This window comes from Nanhaiella sioensis (genome assembly GCF_046557775.1).
In the GTDB taxonomy this organism is placed as follows: Bacteria; Bacillota; Bacilli; order Bacillales; family SM2101; genus Nanhaiella; species Nanhaiella sioensis.
Genome location: NZ_JBKAEG010000001.1, coordinates 1,562,363 through 1,588,593, shown reverse-complemented (window position 1 = coordinate 1,588,593; position 26,231 = coordinate 1,562,363). Strand labels below are relative to the sequence as shown.

Sequence of the window (26,231 nt, the reverse complement as noted above, 5' to 3'; positions counted from 1 at the left end):
CTTAATTGGAAATCTAGAGGTAAAATCATCAGGTGGAAACTTCCTCCACCTGATGATTTTAGTTTGTAACCTCTACAACCTTCAAAATTGAGAAGTGATGTGGTGCTAGAGGTAGGATGGCATGGCTTGCTTCAGCCGCAAACTCCTCTTCTGTCCATAAATTAATGAGTTTTTTATTTTTTATATCAATTGGTAGCTCCACGTCAATGTTATTCTGTGAATTATTAATAACGAAGAATATTTCTTCTTTATGAGACGTTCTTTTATAAATGATATGGTTCGTTTCATCATTTGTGTCGACAAAATGAAAGGTACTATTTTTACTAAAGATAGCTTCAGTCTTATATATATGAATTAGTTTTTTTAGGAAATCAAATAAATCTGTATTTTGTTTGTCTTTTTCCCAAATCATACAGTTACGACATCCTGGATCTTGTCCACCTGTCATTCCTATTTCATCTCCATAATAAATGCAAGGTGACCCTGGAAATGAAAGTTGAAACAAGTATAGGAGCTTTAAACGTTCTATATCATTTTCGCATTCTGTCAATATTCTTGGTGTATCGTGACTTCCTAGTAAATTGAATTGTACCTCTGATACATTTAGTGGATACGAGTGATATACTTGAGAAATCGCATTCGCAAACTGTGTTGCTGTTACAATCTTCTTTGCGAAAAATTGTAAAGCTGTATGTGTGAACGGATAGTTCATAACTGCATCGAATTGATCACCTTCTAGCCAAGGCATTGAATCATGCCATATCTCACCAAGAATATAAACCTCAGGGTTGATTGATTTAACAGCGGAACGAAACTCTTTCCAAAACTGATGATCAATCTCATTTGCCACATCTAAACGCCACCCATCAATACCGAATTCACGTACCCAGTAACGGCCAACATCTAGTAAATAATTTTTCACTTCCTGATTTTGGGTGTTTAGCTTAGGCATTGTCTCCACAAACCCAAATGTATCATAATTTGGTGCAGGAGAAGTTTGTACAGGGAACTCTTTTATATGAAACCAATTTTTATACCGTGATTTTTCTCCATGCTTTATGACGTCTTGAAATTGTGGGAAATAGTAGCCACTATGATTGAACACAGCGTCAAGCATGACTTTAATCCCATGTTGATGACATGTGTTTACTAGTTTCTTGAATGTTTCTTTATCACCAAAGTGAGGGTCAATTTCCATGTAATTGATTGTGTCATATTTATGGTTTGAAAATGCCTTAAATATTGGTGTGAAGTATAAACCAGTTATACCCAAATCAACTAAATGAGGAATGTGGTTAATAATTCCCTCGAAATCACCTCCGAAGAAATTTGTTGAAGTAGCTTCTTCACTTCCCCAAGGTAATGTGTTTTGAGGGTTGGTCTCAGCATTTCCATTAGCAAATCTTTCTGGGAATATTTGATACCACACTGTTTTCTTCACCCATGCTGGAGCTTTAAATACATCATTGTGATGTAGAAAAGGGAAACAAAAATAATATGTAATATCATCTACAAGTATATGATTGAAAAATCCCTTTTCTGTATAAACGATCGTTTCATCTCCTGAAGTTAGTTCAAACCCATAGCGTAATCGACGAAACTGTGGTTGAATGACAACAAACCAGTAGTCAAATAAGGAATCACTTCCTTCTTTTTTCATGGAAGTTTGGCTTGTTTGCCAATTGTTTTCCTTCCAATCATATGGATCTCCATGAATGAGCTTGATGTTATCAATATTATTTTTCTTTGTACGTAAGCGTATATGTATTGTTTTTTCATCGTATGCATAAGCGTAATTGTCTTTTGGCCTATGGTAAATAGCTTCTATGATCATAGTAATACCTCCCTGAAATGAGGAACCGTTTGCACTATTTTATCAATATGGTAGTTGAAGTGTAATTAGAAGTCAATATTCGAAAGTGCGAATCTTTGAAAATATGTAAAAAAAGTATTGAAAAGAAGAATAATAAATATATAATAGAGATGACAAATAGTATGGAACCGTTTTCTTATTGTATGAAGATGGTTTGTTTTTATACTTATTTTGCGCAAACGTTTGCATAATATGATCATTTATGAGGAGGTACAAGCAATGAAGAAGGTATTCTTTCTTAGTGTGATGGCAATTTTCCTTATTAGTATGTTAGCAGCTTGTGGACCCCAAGAAGCGGTAGACCAATCATCTAGTGATAATAATAGGGATACCGAAACAAATGGTGAAATGCCAGTAAAACCAGAAAAGCTCATCGTATGGGAGGATAAAGAGAAAGGCCCAGCAATGGAAGAAGCCATTAAAAGCTTCGAAGCAGAATATGGTATTAAAGTAGAGTATAAAGAAGTGGAGATGGCTACTAGTCAAAGAGATCAATTACGTTTAGATGGTCCTGCTGGGACTGGTCCAGACGTTATCACAGTGCCACATGATCAAATTGGTCAATTAGTTACTGAAGGTTTAATTCAAGAAATAAAGGTAGAACAAAGTATATTAGACACCTTTACAGAGTCTTCAGTTACAGCTCAAATGTTTAACGGCAAGCTGTACGGTTTACCGAAAGCAACTGAAACACCTGTTTTTATTTATAACAAAGCACTAATGGAAGAAGCGCCTCAATCATTTGAAGAGCTATTTGAAATTGCAAATGACTTTGATAATAAAGATGAATTTGGCTTTTTAGCACTATGGGACAACTTTTATTTTGCCCACGGTGTATTAGGAGGGTACGGTGGTTACGTATTTCAGAATAATGAAGGTAGGCTAGACCGAAATGATATTGGCTTAAGTAATGAAGGTTCAGTAGCGGGAGGACAATATATTCAACAATGGTATAAAGACATTTTTCCTAAAGGGATCATAGGTGAGTCGGGTGGCTCAACGATGGATGGACTGTTTAATGAAGGAAACGTTGCATCTGTTATGAATGGGCCTTGGGCATTTCAAGGTATGACTGATGCAGGAATTGATTTTGGTGTAGCACCATTACCAACCTTACCGAATGGTGAACAAGTTAGAACATTTATGGGTGTTAAGGGGTGGCAAGTAACTTCATTTACAAAGCACCCTGAATGGTCAACAAAATTGGTTGAACATTTAACGAATGAAGAGAATGCAAAAATTCGTTTTGAATTAACACAAGAAATACCTCCTGTTAAATCCTTAATAGAAGACCCTATTATTGCGGAAAATGAAGCTGCAAATGCAGTGGCTATTCAATCTCAATATGCTATTCCAATGCCAAATATTCCAGAAATGGCTGAGGTTTGGGGACCGATGGCAACTGCATTACAGTTGGTTGCAAACCAAAAAGTAGATCCGAAATCAGCACTAGATGAAGCGGTAAATACGATAACAACAAATATTGAAACAAATCATCCAGATGAATAAATAATAGGAAGTAGTCTCCCTTCAAGGGGAGACTGCTCATGTGAATAAAGGGCATCAATTAAGATTTCTTACATAAGGAATTTGGGAAGGAGCTAGAGTATGTGATGGAATCTACTCCATATCAATCGAATCATAGGAAAGTTGCAGTTGTCTTATCATTGATCCCTGGTGTGGGCCAATTGTATAATCGGCAATTTTTGAAAGGTGTTTTATTTCTTGTTTTAACTGTATCTTTCTTTATCGTATTTAAAGATCTACTGAATATGGGCCTATGGGGAATCGTTACGTTAGGTGAAAAACTACCACGAGATCACTCTATTTTCCTGTTAGTTGAAGGCATTTTAGCAGTAATAATTATTATATTAGGGGCAGGTTTTTTTATATTTAATCTTGTTGATGCTTATAAGACTGGACTCAAAAGGGATATAGGTGGAAAATTAAACACACTTCGTGAGCAATACCATAATCTCATAGATAATGGGTTTCCGTATTTAATGATCTCACCGGGGTTTTTATTACTACTATTTGTTGTCATTTTTCCAATAATATTCGTCGTTCTTTTGTCTTTTACGAACTACGATTTATATCATTCTCCTCCTGCGAAGCTAGTAGATTGGATTGGTATACAGAATTTTATTGATATTTTTAAAGTTCCTATTTGGAGAAATACATTTTTCTCTGTATTAGCTTGGACAATTATTTGGACATTTGGTGCTACAACATTTCAAGTTGCTTTAGGTATTTTTTTGGCCATTATTGTAAATCAAAAAGATATAAAGGGTAAAGCAATCATACGGACGGTTTTTATACTACCGTGGGCAGTACCCGCATTCGTTTCAATTTTAGTCTTTGCTGGGATGTTCAATGAATCGTTTGGAACGATTAATCGTGATATTTTAGCAGCCTTTGGTATAGATCATATTCCTTGGATGACAGAGCCGTTGTGGACGCGAATTGCATTAATCCTTATTCAAACATGGCTAGGGTTTCCATTTATCTTTGCGATGACTACTGGCGTATTACAATCAATTTCGAATGAACTGTATGAAGCTGCAACTGTTGATGGTGCTTCTAGTTGGGGCCAATTCAGCAAGATTACATTACCGTTAGTGCTTTATTCAACAGCTCCAATATTAATTACTCAATATACTTTTAACTTTAACAATTTTAACGTCATTTTCTTGTTTAACGGTGGAGGTCCTGCAGTTTCGGGTCAAAATGCGGGTGGTACAGACATATTAATTTCTTGGATTTATAAATTAACAATGACATCTGCACAATATTCAAAAGCTGCAGCGATAACGATGATATTATCTTTGATTGTTATTACGGTTGCCTTATGGCAATTTAGAAAAACAAAATCTTTCCAAGAAGAGGATATGATGTAATATGAACATAAAACATCAAAAAAAAATAAGACTAACATTATCCTATCTAGTTGTACTAAACATGACCGTCATTATCTTTTACCCAATATTATGGATCATTGGTTCTTCATTAAACCCAGGTATGAGCTTATCTGGCTCATCAATCATTCCAGAAAATGCAACGTTAGATCATTATCGTTACTTGTTTGATCCAGCACAAAGTGATTACTTGAAGTGGTATTGGAATTCAGTAAAGATTTCTACTTTAACGATGGCTTTTTCAGTGTTAATGGTAAGTATAACTGCGTATTCTTTTTCTAGATATCGTTTTGTAGGTCGTAAGAACGGCTTATTAGCATTTTTAATACTACAGATGATACCAAATTTTGCTGCACTTATCGCTATATTTGTTTTAGCACTTGTCACAAATTTATTAGATACACATTTAGGGCTCATTCTCGTATATGTTGGTGGCCAAATTCCAATGAATACTTGGCTCATGAAAGGTTACTTAGATACGATTCCTAAGGATCTTGATGAATCGGCAAGAATTGATGGAGCAAGCCATTTAAGAGTTTTCTTTCAAATCATTCTGCCTCTTGCTAAACCAATTATTGCTGTAGTGGCATTGTTTACTTTTATTGCTCCATTTGCTGATTTCATCATGGCTAGTGTGCTGCTGCGAAGTGAAGAAAAATTTACATTGGCAGTGGGGCTATACAATATGGTAGCTAAACAATTTGGGAATGAATTTACGAAATTTGCTGCTGGGTCAGTATTAATTGCGATACCTATTTCAGTTCTCTTTCTATCGTTTCAAAAGTATTTTGTTTCTGGCTTAACAGCTGGTGGAACAAAAGGATAAATATCGAGTAGTCACTTCTCAAATAGGAGGGTATAACATGTTAGATGATAGCAGCTTTGCGATCCATCCTGGACAAAATGAAAAACACACTAAGGTGAATTATCGTGATATAAGTTCAATAGTAAGAATGCGTAAAGAAGGCAATGTGTATAGCTATTTTTGTGAAGGAGGTAGCGTTGCACTTCAATTTTTTCGCGAGGATATCGTTCGAATCGTAATGAATGTTGATAACAACTTATCTATGAAGTCGAGTGTAGCTGTGGTGAAAAAACCTGAAGAGATAGAAGTCAAGACGGAAGAGACTGCGGGGTGTTTTATGTTAAGGACGAACACCTTGAAAGTAGAAATAACGAAGTCCCCACTCCGCATCAATATATTTGATACACAAGGTGAGCTTATTGTTGGAGAAGGAGCAAGGGGCCTTGGCTTGAACGAAAAAGGAGATGTCATTTGTCATAAAATGATGAGTGAACATGACCATTTTTACGGCTTCGGTGAAAAAACAGGCTTTTTAGATAAACGTGGTGAAAAAATGACAATGTGGAATAGCGATGTATACGCACCACATAACCCTGAAACGAACGCATTATACCAATCTATTCCTTATTTTATGACCTTGCGAGACGGGAAGGCTCATGGGCTATTTTTTGATAGTACGTGGGAAACAACCTTTGATTTTCAAACTAAAACGGATAGTTATACATTTTCAGCTGCGGGAGGTCAAATCGATTATTTTGTAATGGCTGGGCCAACACCAAAGGATGTAATTAATCAATATAGTGAATTGACTGGAAGAATGCCACTTCCTCCTAAGTGGGCACTCGGTTATCATCAATCTCGTTATAGCTACGAATCTGAACAAGAAGTTCGTCATATTGCAAAGACATTTTCCGATAAAAAAATTCCGGTTGATGTGATTTATTTAGATATACACTATATGGATGAATACCGGGTGTTTACTTTTGATAAATTACAATTTCCAACACCAGCAAAAATGATTCAAGACCTTAAAGAGGTAGGGATTCGACTCGTACCAATTGTTGATCCTGGAGTGAAAGAGGATGCTGAATATGAAATTTATCAAGAGGGAATACGTGAAGATCATTTTTGTAAATATATAGAAGGTAACATCTACTTTGGTGAGGTTTGGCCTGGCAATAGCGCATTTCCTGACTTTACTTCTAGCAGCGTTCGGAAATGGTGGGGAGCAAAACACTCCTACTATAGTGATATAGGTATAGAAGGTATTTGGAATGACATGAATGAACCAGCTGTTTTTAATGAAACAAAGACAATGGATATAAAAGTCATGCACGATAATGACAATGACCCACGAACTCACCGTGAGCTTCATAATATATATGGGTTTATGATGGGTAAAGCAACCTATGAAGGAATGAAAGATCATCTAAATGGAAAACGTCCGTTTTTATTAACAAGGGCAGGATATGCTGGTATTCAACGATACGCTGCTGTTTGGACAGGGGATAATCGTAGCTTTTGGGAGCATTTACAAATGTCATTACCGATGTGTATGAACTTAGGTCTTTCTGGAGTTGCTTTTACAGGACCAGATGTAGGCGGGTTTGCACACGATTCCAATGGGGAGTTATTAACGAGATGGACACAAGTTGGTGCATTTACACCTTATTTCAGAAACCATAGTGCAATTGGTACTGTAAGGCAAGAACCGTGGTCTTTCGGCGAAAAGTATGAAAAAATTATTAAAAAGTATATTGAGTTACGCTATCAATGGCTGCCACAAATATATTCATTATTTGAAGAAGCTTCACGTACAGGGATGCCAGTGATGAGACCACTATTAATGGAGTATCCAGAAGATGAAAATACGTACAATTTATCTGATCAGTTTATGATAGGTGATAATGTCATTGTCGCACCTATTTTACAGCCTACAACTCAACATCGAGTCATTTACTTGCCTAAAGGAAACTGGGTCAATTATTGGACAGACGAACCTGTTGTTGGTGGTAAGCATCAGCTTATAGAGGCTGATTTGGAGACATTGCCAGTTTTTATTAAGCAGGGAACAATGATTGCGCATGGTGATATTAAACAATCTACAGACATAACAGACGTTAACAGAACTTTACATTTGTATGTTGGAGATACAAACACTACTTATACGTATTCACTTTATGAAGATGATGGGTCAACATTTGCTTACAAAGAGGGTGAATACTTATATAAGACCTTTACGGTTCATTGTAACTCTAATAAGGTAGAAATCGCTGTGAAGGATGAAGGTCAATATATTCCTGATTGGCAAGAATTAATTGTAGTAATCCATGGAGCAAATAGCCAACTTCAGCTGAAGGTAAATGGAGAAATTGTTAAAAATAAATCATATGACAACATTTCGAAAAAAATGCTTTTCTCCATATAGCCGTTAAAAAATACTCACAAACTAATAAGTGGATGTAGTAAAATGATTATGTCTTTAATTTAGGATCTTTTCGTAGTTGTGATTTATCTCAAATTACAACAATAAAAAAGTGTCTTATGTGATTATCATCATATATAGAAGAAAAGATATAAAGAAGCTTATTTATTAGTTTGAAAAAAAAAATTAGTTAATGGAAGGTTAATTTGTAACCAACTAAAAGAAAGAGGAGTGGAAAAATGGTAGTTACAATTAAAGATGTAGCAAAGCATGCAAATGTTGCTCCGTCAACAGTTTCAAGGGTAATTGCCAACCACCCTCGAATTAGTGATAAAACGAAGGAACGAGTGCGTGCAGCAATGAAGGAATTGGGCTATCACCCTAATTTTAATGCGCGAAGCTTAGCGAATAACTCTACTAGAGCGATCGGGTTAGTAATGCCTAGTACAGCTGATAAAGCGTTACAAAATCCTTTTTTCCCTGAAGTCATTCGTGGAATTAGCGCAGCTGCCCATGTGAAACAATATGCATTGCATATATCAACAGGTGGAACCGATGACGAAAAGCTTGATGGTGTCATGCAAATGGTACAGGGAAGACGTGTTGATGGCATTATCCTCTTATATTCTCGTGTGGATGATGAAGTATTACATTATTTGCGTGACAAGGATTTTCCCTTTGTAGTCATAGGCAAGCCTTTTACAAATGTTGAGGATATTACTCATATTGATAATAATAATTTTCGAGCAGCAAAAGAAGTAACAGAATATTTAATCCAGCTCGGACATGAGCGAATTGGCTTTGTAGGTGGGGATAACCATCTTATAGTAACGATAGATCGACTTGGTGGTTATGAAAAAGCGATTCATGAAGCTAAACTAACATATAGACATGAATATGTAATCCATGAAGAATTTTTAAAGGAGGGGGGACAAGAGGCGGTTTTGGAACTGATGTCACTTTCTCAACCTCCTACCGCATTAGTTGTATCAGATGATGTCATGGCATTAGGTGTACTGAATATGCTAGATAGGATGGGCAAAGTTGTACCTGATGATATATCTGTTGTAAGCTTTAACAACGTTTTATTATCAGAGATTGCAAGACCACCACTAACATCAGTCGATATTAATATATATCAGCTTGGCTATGAAGCCGCAAAGAATCTCATTTTACATGTTGAAAGTCCAGAAGAACCGATCAAAAGAGTAATTATTCCACACAAGCTAATTAAAAGAAGCTCGTGTATCGAGCTACAAAATAAATGATGCAATCCTAAAGGGTTGCATCATTTATTTTGGCTAAAGGCAGATTTTTATTAGTAACAATCTGGAATGACTGGTTAACACCCTTATAATTAACTACAAATATGTACATCTCTGCCCAATTAGACTAATTTTACATAAATTTATAATTTTTTTACAAATATGTGCGAAAATTTTATTTTTCATCCGTTGTATAAGGTGTAAAAGCTTTTACAAGAGACTTTTTTCGCAACTTAATAATTATATAGATTTGGGTGCTAGACGATAATTTTAGCTGATTGGCATTTTTTTAATTAAGGTGCAATTGAACGTTAATATATCTTATTATTCAATATTTAATGCGAAAGCAGTCTTACAAAAAGGAGAATAGTTACATGAAGTCTAATAATAAAAATTTTATACGGAGATTACAGCGCCAAAAAGAAGACGCTTTAGAGTTTATTGTTGATAACTATTTGCCATTAATAAAAGGAATCACATATAAAGTTCTTTCTCCACTTAACAATGAAGGCATAATAGAAGAATGTACAAACGATACTTTCTTATCAATTTGGAACAATGCTAAAAAATTCTCTGGTGACGAGAATGATTTCAAAAAATGGATTTGCGCTATTGCTAAATACAAAGCCATAGATTATTACCGAAAAGCTATTAAGAATCGTGAATCTACTTCTCGCGAAATAGATATTATCGAGGGAAAATCAGTGGAAGATGAACTGATTATGGCAGAGGATAGAGCAGAGTTATTACAGCTTATCAACGAATTGGAGCCTGTAGATCGTAATATATTTATTATGAAATTTTTTCTTGGGTTAAACAATGAAGAAATATCCCAAAAAGTAGGGCTGACTAAATCGTCCGTAGATAATCGAATATACAGAGGAAAAAAGAATTTGTCTAAACAAGCTACGAACCTTCATTTAAGGGGGAATGTCATATGAAAGATATCTATGAATTATTGAATGACTTAGACATGGATGAAAATGAATTTGAAGAAATGAAAGTTGATGAATTTGAAAAAAACAAAGTGAAAAAGGTATTAAAGCAGTCAGTAAATAAAAAGAACAAAACGAGAAGTTGGAAAAGAAATGTTGCTATAGCTTCAATGATCGCCTGTCTTACATTAACTACGTTGGTTTTAACGTTTCCTACACAAGCTGTGGGTATACCAATTGTGGGGGATTTGTTTAAATTTTTAGGTAAAACGCATCTTTACGATCAGCATCAGGAGTATGCTAAGGAAATGAATATAACCGAGGAGAGTAATGGTATAAAAGTGACAATTAAGGATGCGGTATTTGATGGGGAGTCTGTATTTTTTACATATTCTATAGAAAGTGATGTTGACTTAGGTGAAGAGCCTCATTTGGTTGAAAAACTATTCATAAGTGGTGCGAGTGGTGGCTCAGGATTTTCAACTAATGAATATGATAAAAGTAAAGACACATATGTACATAGAGGGAGCGGTGGAACTAAAAAAATCGATGACAATACTTATGTCGGCATGCAAAGCATAAATATTGGCCATGGCTATAATAATGATACAGCAACTGTAGAGTGGGAGATTAAAGGTATTAACCTCCCAAGTAAACAACAAGAAATCAAAGGAGAATGGAAGTTTAATTTTCCTGTAAGCGCACTAGATGGAGAAGTATATGACGTTTATGATAGTGTTAGACAAGATGCGATAACAGTCAATGTTCATAGGTTATTAGTTACTCCGTTAACGTCGATTGTGTATATTCAACAGCAATCGACGAGGGATGTAGATCGAAATAAGTGGGATATGATAGATACTGATATAGAAATTCGAGATGACTTAGGAAATCGCTATACAGGCCAAATGAATGATGGAGGTAGTATTGATGCATATAATAAGCTTCGGGTGAAAACCTTCGAGCTTCTTGATCCAAATGCAACAAAATTATACGTCACGCCACATGTGTCATTAATAGATTGGATCGAGGAAGAAGAAGCGGGCTATCAAATTATAGAAACTGAAGAAATGGTGCTAGATGAAATAGTAATAGATTTAAAGAAATAAAAGTATATAAGTATGTGTAAATGATGAAGAAAAATTGTTTTAAAGTGTATAATCATCATAAAAGCTCAGAGTTTTCATCCTGAGCTTTTTATTATGCTATTAATTCTTTTATAATCCTAAAATGAAAATTAAGGCGTATTCCAAAAAAACGTCGTAACAATGAGGGGAATAATAATTATAAACAATACAATGAAGCCATTACCAATTAAGCCAATTTTTCTATATAGCCCTTTTTCTGCAAACATTGCCAAAAATAACCCTATAACTGAAATGAAAATTCCGAAGTTATATAAATAATCATCTATACCGATTAGCATCAATACAAACGTAATAAGTCCAATGATGAACGATATGGTGGATAACACACTCAATTTTTTTTTCATTGCTCTCCTCCTTCCTTGAAAAACTACCTTTCTCAACTTTAACTTGATGTAGGTGGCTGAATAAGGTTCTTTTCGTGTTGTTTTTTTCACTAATTTGCGGATGTGTATTCTATGATTTTTATAACCTTTCACTGTTAATATTAGCATATATTTCCATGTATTTTTAGTATTTTTAAAGGAAACTGCACTCTAGTATAATTAATGAATAAGAAATCACTTTATTCATCACTTCGGGAGTACATTTATTATTAGAATAATAATTTAAAAAAGGTATGAAGATAAATGGGTTTTACCATAGACTTTGCTAATGTACGAATAATGATGTGAAATACCACAGCTTGAATGAAGAGGGTTTAATATGATGACTATCACAATATTGAGGGAGTTGGTTTTATGAAAGTTGGAATTATAGGTGGTGGGTTTGGTTTGCGAGTTCAAGCTCCAATCATTCAGGCTCAGGAAGAGATGGATTTAGTCGCTGTTTGTACAATGAAGCGTCACCAAATACCAGATGAGTTAAATAATGATTTGAATAGCTTTGTTCATTATCAAGATTGGAGACAGATGCTAGATAATGAAAGCTTAGATCTTCTATTTGTTAGTTCTATGCCAGTTCACCATTATGAAATGGTAAAGTACGCGTTAGAAAGAAGGATTCATGTTGTTTGTGAAAAGCCTTTTACTACGAACAGTCAACAATCTGCTGAACTTATACAACTATCAAAGCATTATAATAAAAAGGTTATTATTGACTTTGAATGGAGGTATTTACCGAGTCGTCAACGAGTAAAGTCTCTTATTCAGAACAATGAAATTGGTGAACTATTGCATTTTGAATACCATGTTAGTTACTCACAGTATCAAAATCTTGTTACAAACAAAAGAGGTTGGTTAGGACAGAAACAACAATATGGAGGTATGCTAGGTGCACTCGGCTCACATATGATCGATTGTTTGCATTGGCTAATTAATGCAGAAGTCGATACAGTTAACGGTTTAGTACATACTCATGTCCCATATGGGGGTGGGGAGGAAAGAGACGCTGATGATGCTTTCTTCATTCATGGCAAAATGACGAATAACACGACTTTTTCTATTCAGCTTTTAACTGGGGTTAATCACGGCACAGGTTCTAGCTTGAAAATTTACGGTGATTTAGGGACAGTTACTCTAAAAAATGATGACAAATTATTAATAGAAAAAATAAATCAACCTATCCAAGAAGTAGTATTACATGAACAAAAAAACAAAGCTATAGAACTTTCGGATATTGCAAATCGTTACTATCCTGCATTCTTGCCCTTTTTAGAAAAGGTCTACGAATATCTTACTTATGAAAAGTTAGATGAGGATTTACCACTTATTGATGATGGGCACAAGAATCAATTAGTCATTGATAAAGTTTTCGCAACTTGAACAACTACGACTATATAGAATTTTCCTTATTGATGATTGCTCGATAGAAGTAGCAACATGTTATGAATAAATTCCTTTTATTAAAAAGCAGGGAGTTTTTATTTAACAGCTTCAAATATTAAGTACATAATCATTGCGGTAAAATTGGACAGGTGGCACTTTTCTGTAAAATGGAAAGTGCCTTTTTGTTGGTCCAGTTGATGAGAGGAAGGAGTTTAAAGTGTACACCTGGAATGATTGGATATGTGATTAAGAGCAATTTTGTCGGTGTTGACATAATTTACTTTTATTGAATGAAAACTCATAATAGCAAAATTGTTAGTAAGTGGTGATAAATATATGAATAATAGTATTCCTCAAAAAATCCATATTGTAGGTTCAGTTGGAAGTGGAAAAACAACTCTAGCAAGGACTTTATCAAATTCGTTGAATATCCCTTATTATGAATTAGATCATGTTGTGTGGAAAAGACATGATGCCGGTGACATCCGTAGAAAGGAAGGCGAAAGAGATAAATATTTAGGAGGAATAGTCGGTCCGAGTACTTGGATTATAGAGGGTGCCCATACTCATAAATGGGTGGAGTAAAGCTTTCAGAACGCTGATCTAATTATTTTTTTGGATACACCATACTCGACTGGAATAGTAAGGATTATAAAGAGATTTATCCTACAAAAAATAAGATTGGAAAAAGCAAACTATTATCCAACACTAAAAATCTTTAAGATGATGTTTCACTGGAATGCTGTTTTTGAAAAGGAAAGTAAACCAAAGATCTTGTAAACTAGATGAAAATACATATGATCAATTATTTTAAAGAATGATAGGAATTTAAGTAAGTATATCTAGTGATATTAACTGTAACCAAATTGTTTTCTTTAGTGATTTTTTCTTATGTGAAAAGTATAAGTAATCAATTAATATAATAAGTGCCAATTTATGTGTAGTAATGACTGTAAGTATCAATTGGCACTTACCATGCTATTTAAATATTTTGAGGGTTAGGTATCTTGGATGCTCTTAGGAATAAAGCAAGTATATAGCAAGCAAACGAAACAGAAGAGAAGATAACTCGCAGTGCATTTGCTTGATTCCATGCATCACGGGTTTGCATCCAATCTTCAGGCACTGCCTTAGGTATCCAGCTTTCTGTTTCATAATTAAGAGGTAGGTTTACTTGGGAAGTGAAAATAATAATACCAAAAATGTATATCAGCCCAGCAGTAACGATTAACCAAAACGAAAAAGACTTATAGTGCCTCAAATTAACTAATATTGCTATAATAGATGCTGCTCCACCACCAAAGAAAAAAATGAAAAACATAAAGTGTCTAACATTTTCGTTAAATAGAGACTGCACAATTGCGTATATTTCACCGCCTACTTCTAACATGGCTAAATTTACATTAAACGTATAGGTATAGAAAAATCCTGCCATAATTCCAGTGATTAATAAAGTGATGGCTAAAGTTCCATTTTCCACGTAGCTAGTTCTCAATATAACCCCTCCAAAATTATTATTCAAATTTGATTAGTTATTTACATTATATTCAAATTTGAATAATTGTCAATGCTTAAATTCTGAAGTGGCTAGCTATTAATTACTGTTCTAAACGCATAATTAGATCGATATTTTTAACTGCCTCTTGAATCCATTCTTTTTCTGCTTCATATAACCGTTGATCATGCTGAATGAAAAAAGAATCGTATGTATACCTGTGACTGTTCGGTTCCAAAGAATTTAAATGTGCTTTCATTGCGTCTAATTTTTCATCGATAATTTGTATTGCCATTTGAGCGTATTCATTAATTTCTTCTTCTGTACGACGAGTATTTAATTTTAGTGCTAATTTAAAGCCATAAAAATCAGGAAATAAACCTAAAAACGATTTTTTCTGTAGAGTATCAAATTTCTTTTTCCCCTCGTTTGTAACAGTATATATTGTCTTCGTTGGATAGTTTCCCTCTTGTAATTTTTTCACTTCACTAATAAAACTTTCTTTGTGGAGCTGCTTTATAGCATGATAGATTGAGCCTATTTTTATATCTACCCACTGGTAGAATTTATTTTGATCATATATGTGTTTAATATCATAACCGCTACCTTCTCCTAACTGCTCTAAGATACCTAAAACAATAAACTGTGCTTTATTCATAAAAATGGCTCCTTTATTAATAGTTAAATACAAATATTCAAATTTAAATAATTCTAATATATCTTCTAGATATTTTTAAGTCAACTGCCTAAACATTTTATTAGTCAGTATGTATAGTTAATAAATGTTTTTATCGATATTTCTTTCTTAACCATAGAAATATAGGGGGTTTTGAAATCAAAATAAGATGATGAAATTTAAACACTAGTCTTCAAAATGTCTATTTCATGTCCTAAGAGATTATAAAAATATAGTGATTCATGAAAAAGTATATATTCATATTCTTGTCAGATCTGTGAAATACGTAGATAAATTGCAGTCTCGAAATGATGTAAAAAAGAACACAAAAAGTTCGAATTTCGTAAGATTATTAAGTGCTATACTGATTTTGAAGGTAATGTATTTGTTTTCCAATAGAGTATTTATGTTCATATCCACCTGGTCGTTAATGATCAAATAGAGGGGGAAATAGTATGGAAACTTATAAAATACTTGAGATTAAAGAAAGCGTTTTCAAAGATAATGACCAACAGGCAGCTATGCTTAGAAGCGATTTAAAAAAAGACAAAACCTTTTTATTAAATTTAATGTCATCACCTGGTTCAGGTAAAACCACTACTGTTGTAAAAACAATTGAAGCTTTGCAGAATGAAATGAGCATTGGGGTGTTAGAAGCAGATATTGACTCAGATGTCGATGCTCATACTGTTGCACAAACAGGTACAAAAGTTATCCAATTGCACACAGGTGGAATGTGTCACCTTGATGCTGATATGACTAAACAAGGCTTATCAGGATTAGGAACAGAAGGCATTGACTTCGTTATATTAGAAAATGTAGGTAATTTAGTATGTCCTGCTGAATTTGATACGGGTGCTTCAAAAAATGCCATGATTTTAAGTGTACCTGAAGGAGATGACAAACCTCTGAAATACCCTTTAATGTTTGAAGTTGCTGACGTCTTATTAATTAACAAAATGGATGCCATCGATATTTTTGATTTTGATGTAGAAGCAGTCAGAGAGCGTGTACATAAATTAAACCCAAAAATTAAAGTTATTCCGATCTCAGCTAAAACCGGTGAGGGAATAAGTGAGTGGGTAGAATGGATTCGCACTCAAATCAAAAGCTGGAACGAATAATACATTGAAGGAAAATATGATGGGGAGTTGAACTTTATGACTAAGGAAAAAGTTCTTGATCTCGCAAATAAGATAAGTCGAACAAAACGTGGCTCAAAACATGAAGTAAAGCCTGAGGATCCTGAATATCGAATTCTTGAGCCAGTTGTTACCGATGAGATGGCTGAAATCGCACTTAGCCTTGAGCTGAGACAACCAAAGACAAAGGAGGAAGTCGCTGCTATATTAGGAAAACAAGTAGAGGAAGTAGAAAAAATCTTGTTTCAGTTGGCGGATGATGGTGTTATAAGCTTTTTTTCTGAAGATGATATAGATTATTTTCAACTGGAATTGTGGGTTCCTGGTGTAATGGAATTCATGGTCGTCAACAAAGAAAATGTCAAAAAATATCCGCAGATAGCCGAATGTTTTGAAGAGTATTCAAGAAGTAAAGGTGAATTTTTGGCTGGAAATGTTCCCCCAGGTTTAGGAGTCATGAGGGTTATTCCGATAGAAAGTGCAATTGATGGTGAAACTAGAAGGGCTTCTTATGAAGAAGTTTCTATGTATCTCAATGATAATGATACCTTTTCAGTTTCTGATTGTGCTTGCAGAGCAGTCAGAGAAGCGATGGGAGAAGGTTGTGGCCACTTGAAGGAGGATATTTGTATTCAGTTGGGTGATGCTGCGGAATTCTACATTCGCACTGGAAGAGGTAGAGAGATAACTCGTGAAAAGGCTTTTGAAATTATTAAAAAGGCAGAAGATAACGGTCTTATGCATCAGATCGCAAATACAGAAGGTCCGGGAAAAACTCATGCTATTTGTAACTGTTGTGGATGCGCATGTCTAGCATTGCGTCATGCTAACCATTTTAAAAATCCTGATATCGTTAGGTCAAATTATGTATCACAAGTAGATAAAGATAAATGTGTTGCATGTGGTGAATGCGTTGAAAACTGTCCATCAAATGCATTGAAGCTTGGTCAGAAAATTTGTGAACCTAGTATCGTGGAGAAAAGGGAGCTTCCATATAATACAGAGTGGGGCCCAGATAAATGGAACCCTAATTATCGGCTTAATCGAGAAGTTGTTGTTGATTCTGGGTCAAGCCCTTGTAAAGCAGATTGTCCAGCTCATATTGGAATTCAAGGTTATATTAAGCTAGCTTCACAAGGAAGGTATACCGAAGCTCTTGAGCTAATCAAGCAAGAAAATCCGTTTCCAGCAGTATGTGGGCGTGTCTGCCCGAGGTATTGTGAATCTGCTTGTACACGAGGTGACATTGATGACCCTATCGCGATAGATGATATTAAGAAATTTATCGCTGAACAAGATTTAAATAAGGATCGTCGCTATATCCCTGAAATAAAACATCAATACGATAAAAAAATTGCAGTCATAGGTGCAGGTCCTTCAGGTCTTTCCTGTGCTTATTATCTAGCAATTGAAGGTTATCAAGTAACAGTGTTTGAAAAACAACAAGCACTTGGTGGCATGCTAACTTTCGGAATTCCGTCTTTTAGGCTTGAAAAGAATGTTGTTCAAGCTGAAATTGATATTGTAAAGGACCTAGGTGTTAAGTTTATGACCGGCGTTGAAGTTGGAAAAGATGTAAGTTTGCAGGAGCTAAGAAATCAAGGTTTTAAAGCATTTTATTTAGCAATAGGTGCTCAAGCTGGTAGAAGGATCGGTATCGAAGGAGAAGATGCTGAAGGAGTGATGACAGGGGTAGATTTCCTACGCGAAGTTAATGCTAAGCAACAAATGAAATTAGCAGGAAGAGTAGCTGTCATTGGTGGTGGTAATGTTGCGATTGATGTTGCTCGTACAGCAGCACGCGTTGGTGCATCGCAAGTAGATATGTATTGTTTAGAGAAATGGGGAGAACTACCGGCAATGATGGAAGAAATTGACGAAGCCTTATTAGAAGGTATTCGTATCAACACATCATGGGGGCCTAAACGCATTCTTGTTGATCATGGACGTGTTACAGGTATAGAATTCAAAAAGTGTATTTCTGTTTTTGATGAAAACAACAAGTTTGATCCACAATTTGATGAAAATCAAACGAAAATCGTTGCTGTAAACAATATTTTAATTTCAGTAGGTCAGGCGATCGACTGGGGTCATTTGATTGCGGACAGCAATATACAACTACATCCAAACAAAACAATTAAAGCAGATCCTGTAACTTATCAGACAGGCGAAGAAGATGTATTTGCTGGTGGTGATGCATTAACAGGGCCTAAATTTGCCATCGATGCGATTGCTATGGGCAAAGAAGGTGCAATTTCCATTCACCGTTTTGTTCAGCCAGGTCAAAGCTTATTGCTTGGACGTACGAAGAGAGATTACCGTGCGTTTGATATAGACGGGCTTGACCTTAAAGGATACGATCATATACCGAGGCAAACAGTAGATCATGTTGATGTGGCTGAATCTAAAAAAACTTTCAGGGATCTTCGTTCAACATTTACTGAAGACCAGGTGAAAAAGGAAACAGAACGATGTCTAGGATGTGGCGCAACGGTTGTTGATGAGTTTCTATGTGTGGGATGTGGTTCCTGCGTCACCAAGTGTAAATTTGACGCAATTTCAATGGTACGAAAATATGATGCTACGAGTGTTGAATTGCATGAAATAAAACCGACAATAAAGAAATATATGGTGAAACGTAAAGTGAAAGTAGCAACAAATAAGGTACCTAAGACCCTAAAAGCTATTTTCTCAAAAGAAAACAGCTAGATTTCTATTAGCAAACTGTGTTGTTAATTAAAGGCTCTTTTCATTAACTTTACTATGTTGCTGTTTTCCCCAAACTAGCAGATAGTGGTGTCTTTTTATAGAAAAGATGCCAATACGACAACAGCTTGTGATATAGATGGAAGCGAGATATATCCAATGATAAAGAACGAGAAATTTGAGAGCTATAATAATAGAATAGCTTTAGCACCATCGGTTTCAATCCCTGTTATTTTGCTTGTCTAGTGTTCGTTAATAAATCAGACGATGCATTTTCAAAAATGGTATTTAGTCGGTACCTTTTGGAGCGGGTACGGGCATGGTAGTTTAAGTTGGATTGTGGGTGTTTGCTCTTTTCTTACTTGAGGAGTAGGGGGAGTTAAGGTGCACGAGTTAAGTGTAGTTATTCATGTCATAAAATCTGTAGAAGATTTTGCTAAAACGAATGCATTAACAAAAATAGACACTTTAGTACTTCAAATTGGTGAGCTTTCCTCATTAATTCCTAAATATATTGAGGCGTGTTACCCAGCTGCGGTAGATGGTACAATTTTGCAGTCTACGAAATTAAAAATTGAGACCTTACCAGGTAATGCGATTTGCAAAAAGTGCAATATAGTTTTTAATTTAATAGAGAATAATAGTAAGTGCTCTAAATGCCACATGAAAGACTTTGAGATTTTATGCGGAAAAGAATTTATGATAAAAGAAATTATCGCTTGTTAGGCTAGGTGCTAATCAACGAGCTACTCAAAGCATACAACATCATGATATTTAACATAAAACTGCTAACTCTTATAGAGGATAGAACTTTAATTGAACACGTGTTTAATTGGTTCTACAAAAAAATGATCAATGCAAAAACAGGCTAATTCTCAGTGATTAGCCTGTTTTTGACTTTCAAACTGTAACATTGTTATTGAATATATATAAATATATGCTAAATTTGTAAGTAAAAAAATGATTACATTAAAGGAGAATTGAATGGAGAAACATCTAACATCAAATAATTTTGAAGAGTATGAAGATGCCAACTTGTACGATATGGAAAACACATTTTTGAATGATATTCCTTTTCTCACCAAGTGGGCTTCTAAACAACAGGGTATGATAATAGATTTAGCTTGTGGGACAGGTAGAGCAACGATCCCCTTAGCGAAAAAAGGGTATAAACTAATTGGTGTGGATATCTATAAAAGTATGTTGGAACAAGCAAAAAATAAAGCAAATAATCAAAATCTACAGATAGAATGGGTAGAGCAAGATTGTACCCGGCTAAATTTAAGTGAAGTGGGTTCAATGGTTTACATGGTTGGGAATGGTTTTCAGCATTTTCTTACGAATGAAGCGCAAAATCACTTGTTAACTTCTGTTAACAGACATTTAGAACATGATGGGATTTTTATTTTTGATACAAGGTTCCCTAGTGTTGAAGAACTGTTGCAACCAAATACAGAAGAGTATTGGAGAACTTACACAAGAAATGATGGGAAAACTGTTGATCTGTCAACGATTAGTACATATGACTCACTTAATCAACTTCAGCATTACACCACAATTAGAAAAGTTAAGAATGAACATGGAATCAAAATAGATGAAACAAGTACAAAAATAACTTTGCGATATGTATTTCCAAAAGAAATGGAACGCTTACTAAGTGATAGTGGATTTGAGATTTTACATATATTTAAAGATTGGAATGAAACACCTATCACCAATGATAGCTATAGCATGATCTTTGTATGTAGGAAAGTAAAGTAATTTGCATATTTTGTTCCATACCCGTCAATCTACTGAATAGTGAAAAATAACCTTTATGTTTATACAGACGCTTAGCTGTTTTAAAATAATAGGTAGGTTAGTTTAAAAAATATTAACTTAATGTCGTGAATAGGAGGTATACCAGATGACGTTTATAATATTAATTCAAGAAGTCTCAATAATAGGTTGACCAAGTGAGGTATAGCGATAAAGGAGAAAAAATATTTAATATACTTTTATAACCAATACATAAGATTAAGATTCATATAATTGTAACTCCTTAAATTTAAGAAAACAAATTCAAGGAGTGGGTTATAATGAAATATATTAACGCTAATCATGTCTTACCTGACCAACTAATACTAGAAATACAAAAATATGTTCAAGGACAAGTAGTTTATATACCTAACACTGAAGGAGTTCGTAAAAAATGGGGCGAAAATTCAGGGAATAGGGAATATTTAAACTGTAGAAATTAAAAAATCTGTGAAGAATTTAAAACTGGGAAAACTATTGACGACCTCGCAGAAAAATATAGTCTTTCTGTGTATAGCATAAAATAAATAGTTTATTCAAAGAAGATAGAACACTGAATGGATTAATCCATCCAGTGTTTTTTATGTAATGGCTGTTTTCGCATTATTTTTTGCTTAACTTAAGAGCTAAACATAAATATCGTTCATGTTTGGGGTATCTTCTTTTCCATAAAACACTGTTGAGTAAAACATCATCTTCATCTTCTAGTTTAGGAGCTATTGAAACAAAGTTTAGTCTATGAAGACGCTGCTTTCGCAACTAAGCACGAAAAGAGCCTTTCTTTATGATAATGATATTATTAGTTGTTAGTCTGATTAAGTGTTATATCAAAATTAAAGATCAGAATGATTCAGTTTCTTTCTGAATCTATTGAATTATTCTAACATTTAATCTTTTTTAAGTTATCTTTCATTTTACTTATCTTTAAGTATAATTAAAATGGAAAATAATTATACTTAAAGATAATTTTGTAAAAAACGGTACTTTAAGTAGGGAGGGGTTTGTTATGAAAAAGTTCTTATCATTTATGCTCGTGTTAGTTTTAATCCTGCCTTCAACAGCTATATCTGCCAGTATAGAGGAATGGGATACTCCTATTGGTGGGATAAAAAACACGATTCAAAAAGGCATTGATTTAGGCATTGTTCCAGAAAGATTGCAGTCACAATATGCTAATTCTATAACAAGGGAAGAGTTTGCAGAGCTTCTAGTAAATGCTATATTTATAGAGTTACAAAATACAGACTATACTCTATTTTGGACGAAAGAGATGGTTCTAGATAAAGTAACAATAGATACTCCATTTTCTGATACAGATTTAGATCACGTTAAGCTTGCCTATATCATTGGAAGTGTAAACGGTATAACAGAAACAGCATTTTCTCCTAATAATCTAGTTACAAGAGACCAGGTTGTTGACATGTTAATGAATACATTTAGCATGGAAAATATTAAGGAAGATTTAACAGGAGCGATGAAGTACTCTGAAGCTGAAGGTTTAGAAGGTTATGTTAATCAGCTTGTGGACTCATCCTTAAGTTTTGTTTCAGGAAAACATGTATTTAAGGAAGCTAATGAATCTTTATTTCCTTTTAATGGGGTCATTGGAGAAGAGGATAACTCTGATAGCATTTCTAGAGAACAAGCTATTTTAATTGTAATGAAACTGATGGACCGTACGGACTATAAAACGTTACAGTTAAGGGGAGCTATTGACGCGAACCCTATTTATGATGATTTAAATTATAGCATTGGCAAGGATTATGTTAATGTAACATATGTTGATAATAATTACAGTACTTCTGAAAAACTATTGGAGAAATATTGGACAACATTTAACATTACGAAAGATCTAAAATCAGGATATATTCATGAGAAAGCTCTGATGTTGTATCCATTCAAAGATGATTTGTTAATTGAAGAGTTTCCTTGGGTATCCTCATTAATATTAACAGGAGCAAGCTCTAACATAGACTATGGACATATGTTGGTAGACACTTTCTCTAAAGGTCATTTACTAGAATTTACACTTCTCAACAATCTAGAGCAAAACAATGAGACCGAGGAAACTAATAACCCTGTACATGTAAAGTAGAAAAGATTTAATTTGAACAAAAAAATGATAGACTTTTATTCATTATAAGGTCAAATAAATCAAGGTAAGTATGTATTACATCATGTAATATATACTTACCTGTTTTTAATACATTATTAGTCTTCAATTATATCGAGGGCATTCCCGATAGATTCCGTGAATTTGCTCTTCTTGTTGACGACTATGACCGTTGGGTACATGCACACCCTGATTCAAAACGATTAAATCGTCTTTATTACATTTTAGGAATCGACCGTTTTGAAGATCGTTGCTTGAGACTTACGAATCCTATCAATTTCACGGAATCCGACGAACTTCTACTTGAATTGGAAGAAGAAGCAATTGAACGGTATATTTACAAACTCGAAAAAGGAATCGTTATCTACGAATTAACAGGTGATAAGCAAGTTGGCGTTGTATTTGCTGACCGTTATCAATCCGAAGCAGGTCATGAACTATTGAATCGGTTGAACTTGGACGCAATTATCATGATTGACGCCAATAATCGCAAGATTTCAATGCGTAGCAAACCGAACATTGACGTGGGTGAAATTGCAAAACGTCTTGGCGGTGGCGGACATAAAAACGCCGCAGGGGTTGAATTTAATTACGAAAGTATTGACGATTTTCACGGCTCTAAGTATTCGTTATTCGGATTCTATCAAAACTACGAAAATACAATCTTCGATTTATATTGGAAGTTTCATAACACGTTTGAAGATATTGAAACGGAAGCTGTTTCGCAAATGTTTGGTGAATACAAATGAAGGAATTATAAACAACTTATAAATTAAGCTTCTTCCGTAAAAAGGAGAAGTTTTTGTTTTTTCTATATGTAACGTAACATATGCTAGGTTCATAAATCTAAACTGCTTGGGTTGATGTTCCGATACAAGTACATTGATATAGTACTAGTTCTAGTACTATTCATCCTTTTAGTTATTATTTTAGTTGCTGCAAGTGGACGTTCGAAATATGGTTCATCTTTTGAAGGTGATCACCTTCTTTCATCTTTTCCACGTACGGAAAACCTCACTATTTATGTAGTGGGGTTTTAACCTATGAAAAATGTACGCTTGTATTAGAGTATTAACCCGAGCAGTTTAGATTTTCCTTTCATAATATATATTACATCAAATATAGAAAGGAGGGATTTACATGAGCGGACATAGTTCAGCAGCAGGAATTGTTCTAGTACTATTCATTCTTTTAGTTATTATTTTAATTGCTGCAAGTGGGCGTTCAAGATATGCAGGTTTTGAAATGAATGGGGGCCCGAGATATGGGGATACCAGGCATCCAACTGGTTGTGTATTGATATAGTACTAGTTCTAGTACTATTCATCCTTTTAGTTATTATTTTAGTTGCTGCAAGTGGACGTTCGAAATATGGTTCATCTTTTGAAGGTGATCACCTTCTTTCATCTTTTCCACGTACGGAAAACCTCACTATTTATGTAGTGGGGTTTTAACCTATGAAAAATGTGCGCTTGTATTAGAGTATTAACCCAAGTAGTTTAGATTTTCCTTTCATAATATATATTACATCAAATATAGAAAGGAGGGATTTACATGAGCGGACATAGTTCAGCAGCAGGAATTGTTCTAGTACTATTCATTCTTTTAGTTATTATTTTAATTGCTGCAAGTGGGCGTTCAAGATATTCAGGTTTTGAAACAAATGGGGGCATGAGATATGGGGATACCATAAAGGCTCTTTTCAAAAACTATGTTATTTTTTTCACTTCTATTTGAGTAATTGGTAATTTTGATTATTGTTTTTTAATGAATTGATTAATTCTCCAATATTGTTAATATTGAATATGGATAAGCTATTTTTTATTGGATGGAGCTCTAGTAGAAAGCTGAGCGAAATTATAATACTCTTTATAATTGTGTTTAGTAGTTACGAAAAATAACAAACTAATTGCGTGATTATTGTATGGAGTTAGCATCATCGGATTAGTTGCGGTAAATATGCTACTTTTAAATGATCTCTTTTTGCTATTTTTTATTTTGCAGGTTTCTTAAAATTTATAACTGTTAAGGTTCTGCCACGGTAGTTAATTCTTTAAACCTGGTAACAAAGTTTATCAGAAGAGCCTACTTATCATATTACTTGTAATAGATTATCTAGTTGAGATTCAGCAATAACAACTTCAGAAAGGATGGTTACCTTGATTAAACATGTTATATTCGATTTTGATGGAACACTTGTCAAATCAAGAGATTTAGCAGTATCACTTTTCAATGAACTTTCAACAAAATATGGGTATCGAAAAATGAGCAAAGATGAGGTTGAGTACATGAGCACCTTATCAATAAAAGAAAGGTGTAAAATGTTAGGGGTATCATGGTATAAATTGCCTTTAATAGTTTATGATATGAAATCAAACTACAATACAAGAATAAATGAACTAATAGTGGTAGAAGGTATAAAACATCTTCTAATGAACCTAAAAGAACGGAAATATAAACTAGACATTATCTCCTCCAATAATGAAGAAAACATAAGAACATTTTTAAAAGCAAACAATATTGATGTATTTGATAACGTAATTTGCACAAGGTCATTATTTCAAAAAAACATAACAATAAAAAAACTCTTGAAGCGACTCGAGTTAAAGAACAGTGAAGTTTTATACATATGTGATGAAATTCGTGATATCCCTCCTTGTAAGGAAATAGGTGTTACATCTGTTGCTGTTACTTGGGGGTACGACGCAAGACAAAGCTTGGAAGTGGAAAGACCTGACTATATTATAAATAAACCTACTGAACTATTAACTATCCTTGATAAGGAAGCGTAGTTTGTTGTTCTTCATAGATAGACTTAAACCCGGGTTCAACTAAAATTCAGGGGGGTTTTTCTTCTCAATTACTACGTAACCTTTTCTAGTGAGTTGCTTTATTAAATTTATTAGTAACATAGTTCACGGAAAGGGTCTATTGAGCTGAGAGAAAAATAGCTTCGATAACCGGGGGAGAAATTCCACACATTCATCGAGAGCCTGTCTTTTTTCCTCATTCAACCGAGGGATGAGAGGCTCAGTTATTTTACCTCGTGTAATAGATAATAGTAACAAAGTAAATAATTAAATAACTTTAATTACAAAGACAACACTTATGAAGCACCGATACTTTGCGGTGAAATCTAAATTTGTTAGCTTTTCTAGTTATTTTACAAAAGT

General features: G+C 34.3%; 22 protein-coding genes and 1 pseudogene. 19 read left to right on the top strand and 4 right to left on the bottom strand.

Features of this window, described 5'->3' with window-relative positions; translation table 11 throughout:
* Positions 1 to 58: 58 nt before the first annotated feature.
* The gene (locus tag V1503_RS07300; RefSeq protein ID WP_410625937.1) at positions 59 to 1,834 is read right to left on the bottom strand and encodes an alpha-glycosidase; all 1,776 of its coding nucleotides are present in this window, start codon (positions 1,832 to 1,834) and stop codon (positions 59 to 61) included.
* 258 nt (positions 1,835 to 2,092) lie between these two features.
* Here V1503_RS07300 and V1503_RS07295 point away from each other — a divergent pair, with 258 nt between their 5' ends.
* From V1503_RS07295 to V1503_RS07265, 7 genes are all read left to right on the top strand, one after another.
* On the top strand, positions 2,093 to 3,382 hold the full coding sequence (locus V1503_RS07295; RefSeq protein WP_410625935.1) for an extracellular solute-binding protein: 1,290 nt from the start codon (positions 2,093 to 2,095) through the stop codon (positions 3,380 to 3,382).
* Positions 3,383 to 3,486: 104 nt separating this feature from the next.
* On the top strand, positions 3,487 to 4,770 hold the full coding sequence (locus tag V1503_RS07290; protein WP_214480727.1) for a carbohydrate ABC transporter permease: 1,284 nt from the start codon (positions 3,487 to 3,489) through the stop codon (positions 4,768 to 4,770).
* A 1-nt stretch (position 4,771) separates the two neighbouring features.
* Complete coding sequence (locus V1503_RS07285; protein WP_410625933.1) at positions 4,772 to 5,614, top strand: sugar ABC transporter permease; 843 nt, start codon at positions 4,772 to 4,774, stop codon at positions 5,612 to 5,614.
* A 37-nt stretch (positions 5,615 to 5,651) separates the two neighbouring features.
* On the top strand, positions 5,652 to 8,021 hold the full coding sequence (locus tag V1503_RS07280) for a glycoside hydrolase family 31 protein (protein ID WP_410625931.1): 2,370 nt from the start codon (positions 5,652 to 5,654) through the stop codon (positions 8,019 to 8,021).
* A gap of 236 nt (positions 8,022 to 8,257) precedes the next feature.
* A complete protein-coding gene (locus tag V1503_RS07275; protein ID WP_410625929.1) occupies positions 8,258 to 9,286 on the top strand; it encodes a LacI family DNA-binding transcriptional regulator in 1,029 nt (342 codons plus the stop codon).
* A gap of 371 nt (positions 9,287 to 9,657) precedes the next feature.
* Positions 9,658 to 10,224, top strand: coding sequence for a sigma-70 family RNA polymerase sigma factor (locus tag V1503_RS07270; protein ID WP_410625927.1), 567 nt, complete (start codon positions 9,658 to 9,660; stop codon positions 10,222 to 10,224).
* The gene (locus tag V1503_RS07265; RefSeq protein WP_410625925.1) at positions 10,221 to 11,327 is read left to right on the top strand and encodes a DUF4179 domain-containing protein; all 1,107 of its coding nucleotides are present in this window, start codon (positions 10,221 to 10,223) and stop codon (positions 11,325 to 11,327) included. The genes V1503_RS07270 and V1503_RS07265 overlap by 4 nt, the downstream gene beginning before the upstream one ends.
* Before the next feature lie 128 nt (positions 11,328 to 11,455).
* Here the strand turns inward: V1503_RS07265 and V1503_RS07260 are convergent, their stop codons facing one another.
* Positions 11,456 to 11,710 carry a hypothetical protein gene (locus tag V1503_RS07260; protein WP_410625923.1) on the bottom strand — a complete coding sequence of 85 codons (255 nt, stop codon included), beginning with the start codon at positions 11,708 to 11,710 and terminating at the stop codon, positions 11,456 to 11,458.
* Positions 11,711 to 12,103: 393 nt separating this feature from the next.
* On the opposite strand from V1503_RS07260, the gene V1503_RS07255 reads away from it, so the two are divergent.
* Positions 12,104 to 13,126 carry a Gfo/Idh/MocA family protein gene (locus V1503_RS07255; protein ID WP_410625921.1) on the top strand — a complete coding sequence of 341 codons (1,023 nt, stop codon included), beginning with the start codon at positions 12,104 to 12,106 and terminating at the stop codon, positions 13,124 to 13,126.
* 339 nt (positions 13,127 to 13,465) lie between these two features.
* A pseudogene (locus tag V1503_RS07250) lies at positions 13,466 to 13,906 on the top strand (shikimate kinase); the annotation flags it as partial.
* Positions 13,907 to 14,111: 205 nt separating this feature from the next.
* Here V1503_RS07250 and V1503_RS07245 read toward each other — a convergent pair.
* A complete protein-coding gene (locus V1503_RS07245; protein ID WP_410625918.1) occupies positions 14,112 to 14,624 on the bottom strand; it encodes an anthrone oxygenase family protein in 513 nt (170 codons plus the stop codon).
* A gap of 103 nt (positions 14,625 to 14,727) precedes the next feature.
* Complete coding sequence (locus V1503_RS07240) at positions 14,728 to 15,282, bottom strand: PadR family transcriptional regulator (RefSeq protein WP_410625916.1); 555 nt, start codon at positions 15,280 to 15,282, stop codon at positions 14,728 to 14,730.
* Positions 15,283 to 15,755: 473 nt separating this feature from the next.
* Here V1503_RS07240 and hypB point away from each other — a divergent pair, with 473 nt between their 5' ends.
* The 10 genes from hypB (at position 15,756) to V1503_RS07190 (ending at position 25,850) form a co-directional block, all read left to right on the top strand.
* Positions 15,756 to 16,424: a hydrogenase nickel incorporation protein HypB gene (hypB, locus tag V1503_RS07235; RefSeq protein WP_214480627.1), complete on the top strand. Its 669-nt coding sequence runs from the start codon at positions 15,756 to 15,758 to the stop codon at positions 16,422 to 16,424.
* Positions 16,425 to 16,460: 36 nt separating this feature from the next.
* Positions 16,461 to 19,151, top strand: coding sequence for an FAD-dependent oxidoreductase (locus tag V1503_RS07230; protein WP_214480626.1), 2,691 nt, complete (start codon positions 16,461 to 16,463; stop codon positions 19,149 to 19,151).
* 381 nt (positions 19,152 to 19,532) lie between these two features.
* Positions 19,533 to 19,874 (top strand): hydrogenase maturation nickel metallochaperone HypA, encoded by a 342-nt coding sequence (locus V1503_RS07225; RefSeq protein WP_214480624.1) that lies wholly within the window; start codon positions 19,533 to 19,535, stop codon positions 19,872 to 19,874.
* Between the two features lie 258 nt (positions 19,875 to 20,132).
* Positions 20,133 to 20,909, top strand: a complete 777-nt coding sequence (locus V1503_RS07220; RefSeq protein WP_410625913.1) for a class I SAM-dependent methyltransferase — start codon at positions 20,133 to 20,135, stop codon at positions 20,907 to 20,909.
* Between the two features lie 317 nt (positions 20,910 to 21,226).
* Positions 21,227 to 21,388, top strand: a complete 162-nt coding sequence (locus V1503_RS07215) for a CD3324 family protein (RefSeq protein ID WP_352222802.1) — start codon at positions 21,227 to 21,229, stop codon at positions 21,386 to 21,388.
* A gap of 563 nt (positions 21,389 to 21,951) precedes the next feature.
* Positions 21,952 to 23,040, top strand: coding sequence for a hypothetical protein (locus V1503_RS07210; protein ID WP_214480622.1), 1,089 nt, complete (start codon positions 21,952 to 21,954; stop codon positions 23,038 to 23,040).
* A 272-nt stretch (positions 23,041 to 23,312) separates the two neighbouring features.
* On the top strand, positions 23,313 to 23,807 hold the full coding sequence (locus V1503_RS07205) for a DHHA1 domain-containing protein (RefSeq protein WP_214480621.1): 495 nt from the start codon (positions 23,313 to 23,315) through the stop codon (positions 23,805 to 23,807).
* A gap of 391 nt (positions 23,808 to 24,198) precedes the next feature.
* Positions 24,199 to 24,363, top strand: a complete 165-nt coding sequence (locus V1503_RS07200) for a hypothetical protein (RefSeq protein WP_214480620.1) — start codon at positions 24,199 to 24,201, stop codon at positions 24,361 to 24,363.
* Between the two features lie 249 nt (positions 24,364 to 24,612).
* The gene (locus tag V1503_RS07195) at positions 24,613 to 24,795 is read left to right on the top strand and encodes a hypothetical protein (RefSeq protein WP_214480619.1); all 183 of its coding nucleotides are present in this window, start codon (positions 24,613 to 24,615) and stop codon (positions 24,793 to 24,795) included.
* A 422-nt stretch (positions 24,796 to 25,217) separates the two neighbouring features.
* Positions 25,218 to 25,850, top strand: a complete 633-nt coding sequence (locus tag V1503_RS07190; protein WP_214480618.1) for an HAD hydrolase-like protein — start codon at positions 25,218 to 25,220, stop codon at positions 25,848 to 25,850.
* The last annotated feature ends 381 nt before the right edge of the window (positions 25,851 to 26,231 follow it).